The following is a 15,149-nucleotide window of genomic DNA, read 5'->3' on the forward strand; positions in this document are numbered from 1 at the left end:
GAAGCGTCCGCATAAAAGGTGTCGTCCCGGCCCTCATGCGCAATTGCGCATCAGGAGCCGGGACCCATAACCACAGGTGTTTGTGGTTATGCTGAGCTGGAGCTCCAGCTTGCTTCAACAAATCAAAACTGTGGTTATGGGTCCCTGCGTTCGCAGGGACGACGCATCACCCGAGGAAACGTTTGTGACCCACCCCTTCATCCACGCCCGCACCCAGCCGAACAAGGTCGCCTACCAGATGGCCGGCACCGGCAAGGCGATCACCTATCGCGAGCTTGACGAGCTATCGAACCAGGGCGCGCAACTGTTCCGCAAGCTCGGCTTGAAGGCCGGTGACCACATCGCATTCCTGATGGAAAATCGCCTGGCGTTCATGGAGATCTGCTGGGCGGCACAACGCGCCGGGCTCTATTACACCGCGATCAGCCGCTATCTCACTGAGGAAGAGATCGCCTATATCGTCAGGGATTGCGGCGCCAAGGTCTTCATCACCACGCCGCAATGCGCCGACAAGGCCAAAGGCCTGATCAAGGGCGAGCCGAGCGAACCGCTGTTCTTCATGGTCGATGAGCCCGCGCCGGGATTCCGCTCCTGGGACAAGGAAGCGATCGCGATGCCTGTGACGCCGATTGCTGACGAGGTCGCCGGCTACGACATGCTGTATTCCTCGGGCACCACCGGCCGGCCCAAGGGCATCAAGAAGGAGTTCGAGGGCAAGGCGATCGACGTGCCGAACCCGCTCCTGAGAATTCTCTGCGCCGACATGTGCGGCATGTCGTCCGACAGCATCTATCTGTCGCCAGCGCCGCTCTATCACGCAGCTCCCCTGCGCTTCAACATGATGGCAATCACGCTCGGCGGCACCTCCATCATCATGGAGCACTTCGACGCCGAGGAATTCTTGAGGCTGGTCGAAAAGTACAAGGTCACGCAGTCGCAGCTCGTGCCAACCATGTTCGTGCGGATGCTGAAATTGCCGGACGAGGTGCGCGCGGCTTACGACGTCTCGACGCTGAAAGGCGCGATCCACGCCGCGGCGCCCTGCCCGGTCGACGTGAAAGCGAAAATGATCGAGTGGTGGGGGCCGATCCTGATCGAATATTACGCCGGCTCCGAAGGCAACGGCGTTACCGTTTCAACTTCGCAGCAATGGCTGACCCATCGCGGCACCGTCGGCCGCGCCGTGGTCGGTAAGGTGAAAATCCTCGACGAGAATGACGAGGAGAGACCGACCGGCGAAATTGGCACGGTCTATTTCGCCGACGCGCCTGTTTTCACCTATCACAACGATCCCGAGAAGACCAAGAAGGCCTACAACGCCAAGGGCTGGTCGACGCTCGGCGACGTCGGATATCTCGACGCGGAAGGTTTTCTCTATCTCACCGACCGCAAGAGCTACATGATCATCTCCGGCGGGGTGAACATCTACCCGCAGGAGACCGAGGACGTCCTGATCACCCATCCTGCCGTCTCCGACGTCGCCGTGTTCGGCGTGCCGAACGAGGAAATGGGCGAAGAGGTCAAGGCCGTGGTGCAGCCGCACGACATGGCAAAAGCCGGCAAGGATCTCGAGGCCGAACTGATCGTGTTCTGCCGAAAACATCTGTCGCCAATCAAATGCCCAAGGAGCATCGACTTTGAAGCCGAGTTGCCGCGCACGCCGACGGGAAAATTGGTGAAGCGCCACCTGCGTGACCGGTACTGGCCGAAGGCCCTCTTATCCTCCCCTGGAGGGTAGAGGGCGCGACAATCATTCGTGGCTTGTCGTAGACATTCGCGCCATTACAGTCGCGGCAGAACAAGACTTGGCCGACCACAAGGAAACGCCATGCCCACCCTCCCCGAGATCCCGCTCCCCGCAACCATCCGCTCGCGCACCATCGACAACATCAACGGCTTGCGCATGCACGTGCTGGAAGCCGGCTTCGAAACACCCGGCCGTCCGTGCCTCCTGCTCCTGCACGGCTTTCCCGAACTCGCCTATTCCTGGCGCAAGGTGATGCCTTCTCTCGCGCAAGCCGGCTATCACGTGATCGCGCCGGACCAGCGCGGTTATGGCCGCACCACCGGCTGGGACCCAAATTACGACGGTGACCTCGCCTCGTTCCGCCTCACCAATCTGGTACGCGACGCGCTCGGGCTGGTGTCGGCGTTCGGCTACGCAAGCGTCGATGCCGTGATCGGGCATGATTTCGGCTCGTCGGTCGCGGCCTGGTGCGCGCTGATACGGCCCGACGTGTTTCGCTCGGTCGTCATGATGAGCGCCCCGTTCGGCGGGCCTCCATCGCTGCCGTTCAACACGGTGCACGAGCCCGCCAAGCCCGCCGATGATCCCATTCACCGCGAACTCGCCGCGCTGCCGCGCCCGCGAAAACATTACCAGTGGTATTACTCGACGCGCGGGGCGAATAACGACATGCACCGCGCGCCGCAGGGCGTCCATGATTTCCTGCGTGCCTATTACCACCACAAGAGCGCCGACTGGAAAGCCAACCAGCCCTATCCGCTCAAATCCTGGACGGCGGAAGAGATCGCAAAGCTGCCGACTTACTATGTGATGGACCTCGCCAAGGACATGGCGGCCACCGTTGCCAAGGAAATGCCGTCGGCCGCGCAAATCGCCGCCAACAAATGGCTGCCGGACAGTGAGCTTGCCTTCTACAGCGCCGAGTACGAGCGCAACGGATTCCAGGGCGGGCTGCAATGGTATCGCTGCGGCACCTCCGGCGCTTTTGTGCCGGAACTGCAGATATGGTCCGGCCGCACCATCGACGTGCCGTCCGCTTTCATCTCGGGCAAGCAGGACTGGGGCACCTATCAGCGCCCCGGCGTCTATGAGGCGATGCAGTCGAAAGCCTGCACCAACATGATCGGCTGCCATCTTGTTGACGGCGCCGGCCACTGGGTGCAGCAGGAGCAGCCCGGCGAAGTGACTCGGCTGCTGATGCAATTCCTGCAACAAGCAAAGGACAACGCAGAGACAAAGGCGAGCCAGTAGCGTACCGGCAAGAGAGGACCGCCGCTGTACAGCTATTGCTCTTGCCGCACGCGCCCAAACTGAGCATCATCCGCGCCGTATTCAGAAACAGAGCGGAGCGTACGCCTTGGCCAAATCGCAATGGAGTTTCAAGACCGCCGTTGAATTGTCCGCGGCGCTTGCCGCGAAGAAGGTCTCGGCCGTCGAACTGGCCGAGGACGCAATCGGCCGGATCGAGCGGCACGACGCGAAGATCAACGCGATTTGCGTTCGCGATTTCGAGCGCGGCCTTGCCGCCGCCCGCGCCGCCGACGCCGAACTGGCGCGCGGCGTGAAGAAGCCCCTGCTTGGCCTCCCGCTGACCGTGAAGGAGTCCTACAATATCGCGGGGCTGCCGACGACCTGGGGCATTCCGGCGCAGAAGGACTTCACGCCGACGGAAGACGCGCTGTCTATCTCACGCGTCAAGGACGCCGGCGGCGTCATCCTCGGCAAGACCAATGTCCCGTTCGGGCTCGGCGACTGGCAGAGCTATAACGAGGTCTACGGCACCACCAGCAACCCTTATGACCTCGGCCGGACGCCGGGCGGCTCGTCCGGCGGCTCCTCGGCGGCGCTCGCGGCCGGTTACGGCCCGCTGTCGCTCGGCTCCGACATCGGCGGCTCGCTGCGCGTGCCCGCCTTTCATTGCGGCGTCTACGCGCACAAGCCGACCTTTGCGCTGGTGCCGGGACGCGGCCACACGCCGCCGCCATTCCAGCCGCTGCCGCTCGACCGCGATCTTGCCGTGATTGGCCCGATGGCACGCAGCGCCGCCGATCTCTCGCTGCTGCTCGACACCATTGCCGGTCCCGATCCGCTGGAGGCCGGCAAGGGCTACCAGCTCGCCCTGCCGCCGCCACGCCACGGCGCGCTGAAAGATTTTCGCGTGTTGGTGGTCGATAGCGACCCGGTCATGCCGACCGACGAGGTGGTGCGCGGCACGATCCACAAGCTCGCCGCCAACCTCGAAAAGGCCGGCACCAAGGTCGATCGCAACAGCCCGTTGCTGCCGAACTTTGCCGAGACGTCCCGGCTCTACATGCGGATGCTGATGTCGTTCCTCGCCGCTTCCTTCCCGCCGGAAATCTATGCCGGCGCGCAGGCCGCCGCCGCCGCGCTACCGCCGAGCGATGTAAGCCTCGCCGCCGAACGCCTGCGGGGCATGGCGCAAAGCCACCGCAACTGGTTGATGGACGACGTCGCGCGTGCGCGCCTGCGAGCGCAATGGCGCGAACTCTTCAAGACCTATGATGCTGTAATCTGTCCGATCATGCCGACCCCGGCCTATCCGCACGACCATTCCGACGACCAGGAAAAACGCCGCATCGAGATCGACGGCAAAGATTACGTCTATCCCGATCAGCTTTCGTGGCCCGGCATCGCCACCCTGCCCGGCCTGCCCGCGACCGCACTCCCGACCGGCTTCTCGCCGGACGGACTGCCGATCGGCGTGCAGATCGTCGGCCCCTGGCTGGAGGACCGTACGCCGCTCAAGCTGGCGGAGCTGATCGAGCACGAGTTTGGCGGGTTCAAGCCGCCGCCGATGTTTGATGATTAGAGATCCCTCGTGCCGAGGGGTTAAGCGCAAGCGCGCCTCCTCGCCGGGAGGGTGAAGCGGTATCGTTGAAAGCACCATGCGGACTTTCATTCGAAGCGTCATCGCCGCCGTTGCCGGCCTCCTGCTGATGTGGCCGCTTGGCTACGCCTATGCCGCGCTCGGCTGGCCAACATTCCACTTGTGGGGGCTGATGCACGGCACCTTTGTCGCGGCCTGGCCCACCCTATCTATCCTGGCATTCCTGGTACTGGGGTATCTGCAGCTTTTCCGAAGAATCGACGACACGGCGCTTCTGATCGCCGGCCTTGTTTGGGGTCTGTTACTGGCCAGCGGTTTCAACATCCGCCACGCTCTCGGCTTTGAGATCGCCTATGGCCTGCTCAGCGCCACGGCCGTTGTTGTTGCAGCACTATGCATCTTTGCCAAACACCGGCTCCGTCTGGCGTTGCTCGTGATATCGCCGCTTGTTTTCCTGAACCTGGACTTTCTGCTGGCGCCACCGGCGCTTGAACAATTCCTGTCTCGAGCCATCTTTGATCTCAAGGTGCTTTTGCCGCCAGTCGCCTTCTCGCTTGCGGGTTATGTGCTTGGTTCGCTCGTCCGCGTCGTAATCAAACGCTCGCCGAGACCAGCGTGATGGCCGCTCTACATTGACGAACAAGGACCGGAGGAAATCATGAACAACGACCTTGCCGAGCTCACAAAGCTCAACCACGACTATGTCGCGTCCGTGCAGAACTCCGACGTCAAGCGCTTTGACGAAATCCTCGCAGCCGATTTCTACTGCTCCAATCCCGACAAGTCGCTGGTTGATCGCGCCGCGTTCCTGCAACAGACCGCAAAGCCGGTCGCGATCAAAAACCTGCGTGCGGAAGACGTGAAGATTCGTATCCTCGGCGATTTCGCCATCATCCACGCAGCGACGAGCTACACCACGCCGGATGGCCAACAGGCGCACGGCCGCTATACCGACTGCTGGGCAAAGCAGAATGGGAAATGGCTCGCAGTCTCCGCGCATGTGACGCGGTAGCCTATGCTCTCACCGCGTCGTCCCTGCGAAAGCAGGGATCCATAACCACTGCTGCATATTGGGATAGAAGTCGTCTCCCCTTGTGCCAATTTCGTCGGCCACGGCGTATGGGTCCCGGCGTTCGCCGGGACGACGGATATTGTTGCGTACACCCTCACGCATCAAACACAATCACGCTGCGGAGCGTCTTGCCGGCTTTCATGTTGGCAAAACCTTCGTTGATCTCAGAGAGGTTCAGCTTGGCCGAGATCCAGTCTTCCAGATGCAGCTTGCCGCGCATATAGAATTCGACCAGGCGGGGCATGTCGACGCGGAAATGGTTGGAGCCCATCGACGACCCCTGAATCCGGCGCTCGCGCAAGAAATCGAAGCCGTGCAATTCGATCTTCTGGCCGAACGGGATCATGCCGACGATGGTCGCGGTGCCACCGGCCGCCAGCATCGCAAAGGACTGCTCGGCGGTCTCCTTGCGGCCCAGCACCTCGAAGGAGTGATGAACGCCACCATTGGTGAGCTCACGCACCTGCTGTACCACATCGCCGCGGGAGGGATCGACGATGTCGGTAGCGCCGAGTTTTGTGGCCAACTGCAGCTTGGCCGGATTGGTATCGATCGCGATGATGCGGCCGGCGCCGGCGATCGCGGCGCCATTGATCGCGGCCATGCCGACGCCGCCGCAGCCGATCACGGCCACCGTTTCGCCGGCCTGCACCTTTGCGGTGTTCACGACCGCGCCATAGCCAGTGATGACGCCGCAGCCGATCAGGGCCGCCAGCTCCAGCGGCATGTCCTTGCGGATTTTGACGATGGCGTTCTCGTGCACCAGCATCTGCTCGGCAAACGACGAGAGATTGAGGAACTGATGAAGCTTTTCCTCACGCGCCCAAGACAGCCGGTTCGACTGACCGGGCAGCATCTTCACCGTCGTATCAGTGCAGAGCACGGTGCGACCGGTGGTGCAGTTATCGCAGGTGCCGCAGAATACCGAGAGACAGGTCACGACGTGATCGCCGGGTTTCACATAGGTGACGTCGGAGCCGACCTTTTCGACCACGCCCGCCGATTCATGGCCGAGCACGGCCGGCAGCGGATGGGGATACAGCCCCTCCATGAAGTGCAGATCGGAATGACAGAGGCCGGCGACGCGCGTGCGGATCAGGACTTCGCGCGGGCCGGGATTCGGCACGCTGACCTCCTCGATCACCAGCGGCTGGTTGACTTCATGCAAAACGGCGGCCTTCATCGGTGCTCCCTCTATTCTGTTATTTTTTGAACCAGTACTGGCTGCAGCCTACGCTGCGACAAGCAATTCGCCAACCTCGGCCATGCCGACGCTGCGTTCGCCGAGCAGATGGCCGGTGATCGCGCGCTGGGTGGCATTTTCCGCAAGCCGGAACGGGTCGCTCGGCGCGACGCGATGGTCGACCACCATCCGCGACAGCAACAGCCGCCTGGCGTCGCCGCGCATCTCGTGAATCCGCCCGCCCTCCCAGGCCAGCGCAACGGCGCTGGCGACATGGTAGAGCAGGCTGGTGGCGCGCCGCGCGTCGCCTTCATTGTCGGTCCGGCTGGCTACCTCGCGGGCAAAGCCGACCGCACGGTCTGTCAGTTCACGCAGCCGGTTGCACCAGGCCTGCGGCACGTTGGTGCTGTCGTCGAGGCGGGCGTGCAGATCGGCCGCGAGCGCGGCGTCGGCGCCGTGGCGGCCAACCGCGCGGGTCAGCGCATCGATTGCGACGATGTTGCCGGTGCCTTCCCAGATCGAGCCGAGATGGGCGTCGCGCAGCAGCCGCGCGGTGGCAAACTCCTCAATGTAGCCGATGCCGCCGCGCATCTCCATCGCATCGCCGCAGACTTTTCGCGCGTCGCGCGTGGCGCGGAATTTCAACGTCGGCGTCAGGATGCGCAGCAGCGCCGCCGCGTCCTGGCTGCCGGCTTCCGCGCGATCGAGCGCATCGGCCGTGAGAAAACTCATCGACAGCGCCTGCTCGGTCGGCAGCATGATCTTCATCAACTGCCGCCGCGCCAGCGGCAGGTCGATGATCCGCTGGCCGAACACCACGCGGTTCTTCGCCACCGTCATCGCGTCATGGTGCGCGCGCCGCATCAGCGCGGTGGATTTGACGCCGTTGGAGAGCCTGGACGAGTTCACCATCTCGGCCATCTGCACGAAGCCGCGATCGAGCTTGCCGACGGCATAGGCAATCGCGCCCTCGAACTTGATTTCGCCCGACGCCATCGAACGGGTGCCGAGCTTGTCCTTCAGGCGAACGATCCGGTAGTGATTCTGCGAGCCATCGCCGAGGAAGCGCGGCATCAGGAACAGGCCGACGCCGCGCGTGCCGGGCCCCGCTCCTTCCGGCCGCGCCAGCAGCATCACCACCTTGGCGTCGGCATTGGAGCAGAACCATTTCTCGCCATAGAGCCGCCAGTGATCGCCTTCCTGCACGGCCCGCGTCGTCAGCGTGCCGACGTCGGAGCCACCTTCCTTCTCAGTCATGAACTGGCCGCCCTGAGTAAGCTTGCTCATGTCGGTCTGGGTCAGGCCGTCGAGATATTTTGCCTTCAACGCGTCGCTGCCGAAATTGTTGAGCAGTTTCGCGCAACCATCCGTGACGTTGATCGGACAGCCCATGCCGAATTCGGTCTGATTGAACAGGAACGTGAAGGCATGCTTGGCGACGACGGGGTATTTATCCGGCCAGCCCATGATGCCCTTGCGGATCGACATCGCGTGAATGCCGAACTCGCCGAACGCGGCTTTCTCCAGCTCGCGATAGGCCGGGTGATATTCGATATACTGGATATCGCGGCCGAACCTGTCGCGCTGGTGGAGCACCGGTGTATGCCGGTCGGCAAGCCGCGCGCATTCGTCGAGATAGCCGCCGGCCAATTCGCCGAGCCGGTCGAGATGCGGCTCGATATGCCGAAACAGCGGTTCAGGCAGATGCAGGCGAAGCAGATCCGTCAATGCCGGATCGGCGCGGTAGAAATTCATCCCCGTCGTATCAGGTGCGAGCAATCCCGGCTGATTGGCTGACGCGGCTGCACGGTCTTGCATGAGTGGATGCATTTTTAGCCCTTGTTCGTTCCGCCCGATGTTGGTCAACTATCGATAACGCGGGCTGACGTGCCGTCAACAACCATAATTGGAGGGCCGCCATGGCGGACGATTGCCAGGCGGGATCGGGTTCCTAGATACCGAATCCCCACCATCCGAGGACTGCGCCCATGGAATTGCCAAAATACAAGATTGCCCTGATTGTTGGTGTCGGCGAGGGATTGAGCGCATCGCTGGCGCGACTGTTCGCGCGCGAAGGCATCAAGGTTGCGCTTGCCGCGCGCAAGATCGAGAAGCTTGGCGCGCTCTGCACCGAGACCGGGGCCCGCGCCTTTGCCTGCAATGCTACCGAGGCCGAAGAAGTCGAGAGGCTGTTCGGCATGGTCGAACGCGAGATCGGCACGCCCGATCTCGTCGTCTATAACGCCAGCGGCCGCGCCCGCGGCGCCTTCACCGACCTGGTTCCGGCCGAAGTTGCGAATGCGATCGCGGTCTCCGCCTTCGGCGGCTTTCTGGTAGCCCAGCAGGCCGCGACACGCATGCTGCCGAACAAGCACGGCGCGATCCTGTTCACCGGCGCCTCCGCCAGCGTGAAAGGCTATCCGCAATCGGCGCCGTTCGCGATGGGCAAGTTTGCGCTGCGCGGGCTGGCCCAAAGCATGGCGCGCGAATTGTCGCCGCAGGGCATCCATGTCGCGCATTTCGTCATCGACGGCGGCATCCGCAGCGCCGCGCGTACGGAGCCTGCCGATCGGCCGGATTCGATGCTCGATCCCGACGCGATTGCGCTGAGCTACTGGAACGTGCTGCAGCAACCGCGCAGCGCCTGGACGTGGGAAGTGGAGCTGCGGCCGTGGGTGGAGAGGTTTTGAGACGGCCACCGCCGTCATTGCGAGCGCAGCGAAGCAATCCACCGCGCCGCGAAGGAAGATGGATTGCTTTGTCGCTTCGCTCCTCGCAATGACGAGAATAGGACAACCATGACCTCCGAAACCAAAATCGACACCGGCACCGACGAACTGCTCTGCGTGATCCGCGACCGCGTCGCCACCATCACGCTGAACCGCCCCGAAGCGCGCAACGCGTTCTCGGATACGCTGACGCCGGCGCTTCGCAGCATGATCAAGGCCTGCGGCGAAAACCCCGAGGTCGGAGCGCTCCTGCTCACCGGCGCGGGCACCGCGTTCTGCGCCGGCGGCAACGTCAAGGGCATGGGCGCGCATCGCGACAAGAAGAAGCTCGAAATGGCGTATGACGAGAAGGTCGCCGACCTGCAGGAGCGGCAGCGCCTGCTTACCGGCGCGCTTGCCTCGGTGCGCAAGCCGACGATTGCGGCGCTGCCCGGCCCCGCGGTCGGCGCAGGCCTCGCGCTCGCGCTGGCCTGCGATATCAGACTAGTGGCGCAATCCGCCTTCATCTCCACCGGCTATGTCCGCGTCGCGCTTTCCGGCGACTACGGCATCGCCTGGCTGCTGACGCGGCTGGTCGGCACCTCGCGGGCGCGCGAACTTATGTTTACCGGCGACAAGGTCGATGCCGCCAGATGCGAGGCGATCGGTCTCGTCAACCGCGTGGTGCCCGACGACAAGCTGCAGACTGAGGCCTTCGCGCTTGCCAGATCCATGGCCGAAGGCCCGACGCTCGCGCTGCGCTACATCAAGGACAATCTCGACGAAGCGCTCCAGTTCGACTTCGCCACCGCGCGCGACCACGAGGCCGAGCGCCTCGTCCGCCTGACCACCACCGCCGATCACAAGGAAGCGGTGCAAGCCTTCATCGACAAGCGCAAGCCGGTGTTCAGGGGAAGCTGAGTTCCTTTTCCGCGGGTAGCAGAAAATGGCCCGGTTCCGGCGCGGCCAGAACCGGGCTCAGTGGTCAAACCGCAGGCGAGGACATTGCGCTGGGAGAGACGGCGGCAAGCCGCCAACTGGCGCATGGGATTTCCCGCGGTTCGACGTGGATATCTTTCTGGAAGCGCGTCAACTTCCAGTCGCCGGGCGTATTGGTAAAGCCGTAGCCGGACTTGCGGGCGAGCGCGATCATGGCATCGTTGGAACGCAGCGTGTCGCCGAAGATGCGCTCGGCGCCGAACGCGGCGGCGCGGCATTCGAGGTTTTTCAACAGCGCCTTGCCGATGCCGTGCCCCTGCCAGCGGTCGTCGATCGACAGGCCTAATTCGATTGCAGCAGTCTGGCTGTCGAAGGCATAGCGCGCTTCGCCGACGATGGTCTCGCGGCCGTCGACCGGCATGGTCGCGACCACACTGAACCGGTCCGCTTCGCCGACACGGATGAAGCGATCGAGTTCGGACGGCGGCAGTTCGCTGGCGGCGCCGAGGAAGCGGTTGTAACGGGAGCGCGTCGAGAGCGCGCGGAAATAGTTCTGCAGCGCCTCGGCGTCGCGCGGCTCGACGAAGCGCACGGTCACGGCCTGGCCATGCCGCGAGCGCAGCACGTCCGAATATTGCCTGAGATCGTCGAAACGCAACCTGGTCATCGCGCGCTCCCGTCGGTCCTCAATGAAGGTGGCCGGCGTCCCCCAGACGAGGCGGCGCCGGCCGGCTGCTACTTAAGCCCGCCAGAACGGTTTCTCGGCCTCGTACGCGACGTCGCTCCACGAGACGCCGATGTCGTGCAGCTCCCGCTCCGACCACTTGGCCAGCTCGCGGCGGGACTGGTAGCGCTGCCGCCAGACATGGAGGGTCTCGGCCAACTGGCTCAAAATCCCCGGTCCATGATGATTTATCATCGATTCATGAGTGTAAGTGGACATTTTCGGCTCCTGTAGTAATCTGTTGGCGCTAATATCTGCGCTATTGGGGCCGTTCACAAACGACACTTTGTACCGCTTCGGATGATATAAACTCATGAATTGAGGGAGAATCCGGCAATGACCGGCAGACTGCCGTCGCTGAACGGTCTGCGCGCCTTCGAGGCAGCCGCCCGGCATCTGAGCTTCACGCAGGCCGCCTCCGAGCTGAACGTCACGCAGACCGCGATCAGTCACCAGATCAAGCGGCTGGAAGAAGAGCTCGGGGTTCGCCTCTTCGTCCGTCAGAACCGCTCGCTGACGCTGACGGCGGAAGCGCAGGACTACCTTCCCGGCATCCGCGCCGCCTTCAACGATCTCCGGCTCGCGACCGACCGCCTGCTGCGCAAAGACGACGACCATGTGCTGACGGTATCGACGCTGGCCTCGCTGGCCGCCAAATGGCTGCTGCCGCGCCTCACGGCCTTTCAGGAAGCGCAACCGGGGATCGACGTTCGCATCACGACCTCGATCAATCTCGTCGACTTCCAGCGCGACAAGGTCGATGCCGCGATCCGCTACGGCCGCGGCCAGTGGCCTGGCGTTCGCGCCGACTGGCTGATGGCGGACGAACTCTTTCCGGTGTGCAGTCCGGCGCTGCTCAAGGGGAACAAGCCGCTGAAATGCCCCGAAGACCTCCGGGATCACGTGCTGCTGCATACCAGCAACGCGAATAGCGACGACTGGCGGCTGTGGCTGACGGCGGCCGGGCTGCCGGCCGATTTTTCCAAACAGCCGGGCGTGACCTTCGACATGATCTTCATGACGGTGCAGGCGGCGATCGACGGTCTCGGCGTTGCGATGGGCCGCACCGCCTATGTGCAGGAGGACATCGCGAAGGGACGCCTGGTCGTTCCTTTCAAGATGGCTTTCCCGGTCGATGCCGGATTCTACCTGGTCTCGCCGGCGGGTAGAGCCGATCCGCCAAAGCTCGCGGCCTTCCGGCAATGGCTGCTCGCCTCCGTTCAGAACCGCGCCTGAGCGTGCAGATATCCCGCACAGCCAGATGCATGCGACATGGTCGCATGCAGCCATGCTGATTACTGATGCAGGCGCACGAGAGGCGTGACGCGGCCGCTGCATCAGGCTAGAAAATCGCGGGCGGATGGATTTGCCTGGCCGAGCGCCGGTTTGATTTTTGAGGCCAACAACGACAACAAGAGCGCATGGCCGATTTGACAGTCAAGTTCGATGTGCTGGTGATCGGCGGCGGCAACGCCGCTCTCTGCGCCGCCATCAGCGCCCGGCGCGCAGGTGCTTCCGTGCTGGTGCTGGAAGGCGCTCCGAAATTTTATCGCGGCGGCAACACCCGCCACACCCGCAACATGCGCTGCGCGCACGATGCCGCGACCGACATTCTCACCGGGCCGTACACGGAAGAGGAGTTCTGGGACGATCTGTTGCGGCTGACCGGCGGTCAGACCGACGAGGAACTGGCGAAATTCATGATCAGGGAGTCCAAGGACATTCTGAACTGGATTGTCGAACAGGGCGTGCGCTGGCAGCCCTCGCTCGGCGGCACGCTGAGCCTCGGCCGCACCAACTCGTTCTTCCTCGGCGGCGGGCGGGCGATGCTGAACGCGCTCTATCTCACCGCGGAAAAGCTCGGCGTCGAAATTGTCTACGATGCGGAGGTGATCGACCTCGACATCGAACACGGCATGTTCCTGTCGGCGAAGCTGAAGCAGCCGATCGACGGCACGAGCGAAATCCGCGCTTCCGCACTGGTCGCCGCCGCCGGCGGCTTTGAAGCCAATATCGAATGGCTGAAGGAATATTGGGGCGAGGCGGCGGATAATTTCCTGATCCGCGGCACGCCCTATAACCGCGGCTCGATTCTCAAGATGCTGCTCGACAAGGGCGTGCAGGACATCGGCGATCCCACCCAATGCCATGCGGTTGCGATCGACGCTCGCGCACCGAAATTCGACGGCGGCATCATCACCCGCCACGATTCGGTTGTGTTCGGCATCGTCGTCAACAAGCACGCCCAGCGCTTCTACGACGAGGGCGAGGATATCTGGCCGAAGCGTTACGCGATCTGGGGGCGGCTAGTGGCCGCGCAACCGGACCAGATTGCCTACATCATCTTCGATGCCTCCGTTCGCAACAGTTTTATGCCGACGCTGTTTCCGCCGATCGAGGGCGGGAGTATTGCCGAGTTGGCCACCAAGCTCGAACTCGATCCGGCGGCGCTGGAGAAGACCATCGCCGAATTCAACGCCGCGGTTAGGTCCGGCACGTTCGATCACACCATTCTCGACGATTGCCGCACTGAGGGCATCACGCCGCCGAAGACGCATTGGGCGCGCCGGATCGAGACGCCGCCTTACCTCGCCTATCCAGTGCGGCCCGGCATCACCTTCACCTATCTCGGCACCCGCGTGAACAGGCAGGCGCGCATGGTGATGAAGGACGGCAAGCCTTCGGCCAACATGTTCGCGGCCGGCGAGATCATGGCCGGCAACGTACTCGGCAAGGGCTATGCGGCCGGCATCGGGATGACCATCGGCAGCGTGTTCGGTCGGGTCGCGGGTCGGGAAGCGGCGAAGAATGCGCGGAATTAGCGAGCCACCTTGCCCCCGCTCTTGGCGGGGAGAGGGAGAAGCCAGAGGGAGAGATCATGACTCGTCTTGCGATTATTTCTGCTACGGCAGTTCTAATGAACGCGACGCTGGCCCACGCCGCCGAGCCGATCGCGCTACGCGACATGGGTTCGTTCCATGTCGGCGGCCGGCTGGTCGAAATTTCCGGCAAGCCGGTGAAGGAAGTGACCTTCACCCCCGGCGGTGTGCCGGCAAAAGTCGATCCCAACGGCACCTATCAGGTCGAGCAGATGTACGTGCAGTATTTTCTGCCTGCGAACGAAAAGGGCGCCTATCCACTTCTGATGTGGCATGGCGGCGGCCTGACCGGCGTCACCTACGAGACGACGCCCGACGGGCGCGAGGGCTGGCTGAACTATTTTCTGCGCAAGGGCTGGGCCGTCTACAACTCCGACGCGGTCGAGCGCGGCCGCGCCGGCTGGGCGCAATATCCAGATATCTTCAAGAGCGAGCCGGTATTCCTCACGACAGCCAATCCGTTCGAGCGGTTTCGGATCGGCGACGGCATCGGCTCCTACAATCCCGATCCGGCCAAGCGGAAGCTGATGCCGGGCAGCCAGTTTCCGAACGAAGGCTACGAGAATTTCGTCAAGCAGAACGTGCCGCGCTGGACCACCACCGATGATGCGATCATCGCTGCCTATATCGCCGAGATCGACCGCGTTGGCCCTTCCGTCATCCTGTTCCACAGCCAGGCCGGCAGTTTCGGCTTCAAGGTGGCGCAGGCGCGGCCCGACAAGGTCAAGGCGCTGATTGCGATCGAGCCGGCCGGCGTCGGCGATCCCGCCAAGGTCGACGTGCGGAAGAACATTCCGACGCTGATCGTCTATGGCGACTACATCGAGAAGGATTCGCGCTGGCCGAAGATTCGCGCCAACGGCCTTGCGTTTGCGGACGCGATCAAGGCGGCGGGCGGCAGCGTCGATGTCGTCGATCTGCCGCAAGCAGGCATCAAGGGCAATTCGCACATGGTGATGATGGACAGGAACAACGCCGAGGTCGCCGCCCTGATCCAGAAGTGGCTGGAGGGCAAGGGGTTAACGAAATAACCGGGTTGGCCGCGAGGG

General features: G+C 63.3%; 14 protein-coding genes. 10 read left to right on the plus strand and 4 right to left on the minus strand.

Annotation, left to right across the window (positions count from 1 at the left end; translation table 11 throughout):
- The first annotated feature begins 184 nt into the window (after positions 1 to 184).
- The 5 genes from CQ13_RS00865 (at position 185) to CQ13_RS00885 (ending at position 5,607) form a co-directional block, all read left to right on the plus strand.
- A complete protein-coding gene (locus CQ13_RS00865; protein ID WP_057841401.1) occupies positions 185 to 1,738 on the plus strand; it encodes an acyl-CoA synthetase in 1,554 nt (517 codons plus the stop codon).
- Positions 1,739 to 1,828: 90 nt separating this feature from the next.
- A complete protein-coding gene (locus CQ13_RS00870) occupies positions 1,829 to 2,998 on the plus strand; it encodes an alpha/beta hydrolase (protein WP_057841136.1) in 1,170 nt (389 codons plus the stop codon).
- A 106-nt stretch (positions 2,999 to 3,104) separates the two neighbouring features.
- Positions 3,105 to 4,577, plus strand: coding sequence for an amidase (locus tag CQ13_RS00875; protein WP_057841137.1), 1,473 nt, complete (start codon positions 3,105 to 3,107; stop codon positions 4,575 to 4,577).
- A gap of 127 nt (positions 4,578 to 4,704) precedes the next feature.
- The gene (locus tag CQ13_RS00880; RefSeq protein ID WP_156433419.1) at positions 4,705 to 5,214 is read left to right on the plus strand and encodes a hypothetical protein; all 510 of its coding nucleotides are present in this window, start codon (positions 4,705 to 4,707) and stop codon (positions 5,212 to 5,214) included.
- 39 nt (positions 5,215 to 5,253) lie between these two features.
- Positions 5,254 to 5,607: a nuclear transport factor 2 family protein gene (locus tag CQ13_RS00885; RefSeq protein ID WP_057841139.1), complete on the plus strand. Its 354-nt coding sequence runs from the start codon at positions 5,254 to 5,256 to the stop codon at positions 5,605 to 5,607.
- 154 nt (positions 5,608 to 5,761) lie between these two features.
- On the opposite strand, the gene CQ13_RS00890 is transcribed toward CQ13_RS00885, so the two are convergent.
- Complete coding sequence (locus tag CQ13_RS00890) at positions 5,762 to 6,850, minus strand: Zn-dependent alcohol dehydrogenase (RefSeq protein WP_057841140.1); 1,089 nt, start codon at positions 6,848 to 6,850, stop codon at positions 5,762 to 5,764.
- 48 nt (positions 6,851 to 6,898) lie between these two features.
- Positions 6,899 to 8,668, minus strand: coding sequence for an acyl-CoA dehydrogenase family protein (locus CQ13_RS00895; RefSeq protein ID WP_430649639.1), 1,770 nt, complete (start codon positions 8,666 to 8,668; stop codon positions 6,899 to 6,901).
- 170 nt (positions 8,669 to 8,838) lie between these two features.
- Between CQ13_RS00895 and CQ13_RS00900 the strand changes: the two genes are divergently transcribed.
- Both CQ13_RS00900 and CQ13_RS00905 read left to right on the plus strand, forming a co-directional pair.
- Positions 8,839 to 9,540, plus strand: coding sequence for an SDR family NAD(P)-dependent oxidoreductase (locus CQ13_RS00900; RefSeq protein ID WP_057841142.1), 702 nt, complete (start codon positions 8,839 to 8,841; stop codon positions 9,538 to 9,540).
- Between the two features lie 108 nt (positions 9,541 to 9,648).
- Complete coding sequence (locus tag CQ13_RS00905; RefSeq protein WP_057841143.1) at positions 9,649 to 10,479, plus strand: enoyl-CoA hydratase; 831 nt, start codon at positions 9,649 to 9,651, stop codon at positions 10,477 to 10,479.
- 64 nt (positions 10,480 to 10,543) lie between these two features.
- On the opposite strand, the gene CQ13_RS00910 is transcribed toward CQ13_RS00905, so the two are convergent.
- Together CQ13_RS00910 and CQ13_RS00915 are read right to left on the minus strand one after the other, a co-directional pair.
- Positions 10,544 to 11,164 (minus strand): GNAT family N-acetyltransferase, encoded by a 621-nt coding sequence (locus CQ13_RS00910; RefSeq protein WP_057841144.1) that lies wholly within the window; start codon positions 11,162 to 11,164, stop codon positions 10,544 to 10,546.
- A 72-nt stretch (positions 11,165 to 11,236) separates the two neighbouring features.
- Positions 11,237 to 11,440, minus strand: a complete 204-nt coding sequence (locus tag CQ13_RS00915) for a DUF1127 domain-containing protein (RefSeq protein WP_028351757.1) — start codon at positions 11,438 to 11,440, stop codon at positions 11,237 to 11,239.
- Positions 11,441 to 11,557: 117 nt separating this feature from the next.
- On the opposite strand from CQ13_RS00915, the gene CQ13_RS00920 reads away from it, so the two are divergent.
- From CQ13_RS00920 to CQ13_RS00930, 3 genes are all read left to right on the plus strand, one after another.
- Positions 11,558 to 12,457 (plus strand): transcriptional regulator GcvA, encoded by a 900-nt coding sequence (locus tag CQ13_RS00920; protein WP_057841145.1) that lies wholly within the window; start codon positions 11,558 to 11,560, stop codon positions 12,455 to 12,457.
- A gap of 194 nt (positions 12,458 to 12,651) precedes the next feature.
- The gene (gene tcuA / locus CQ13_RS00925) at positions 12,652 to 14,043 is read left to right on the plus strand and encodes an FAD-dependent tricarballylate dehydrogenase TcuA (RefSeq protein ID WP_057841402.1); all 1,392 of its coding nucleotides are present in this window, start codon (positions 12,652 to 12,654) and stop codon (positions 14,041 to 14,043) included.
- 56 nt (positions 14,044 to 14,099) lie between these two features.
- Complete coding sequence (locus tag CQ13_RS00930) at positions 14,100 to 15,131, plus strand: alpha/beta hydrolase (RefSeq protein ID WP_057841146.1); 1,032 nt, start codon at positions 14,100 to 14,102, stop codon at positions 15,129 to 15,131.
- Positions 15,132 to 15,149 lie beyond the last annotated feature (18 nt).

Source organism: Bradyrhizobium retamae (assembly GCF_001440415.1).
In the GTDB taxonomy this organism is placed as follows: Bacteria; Pseudomonadota; Alphaproteobacteria; order Rhizobiales; family Xanthobacteraceae; genus Bradyrhizobium; species Bradyrhizobium retamae.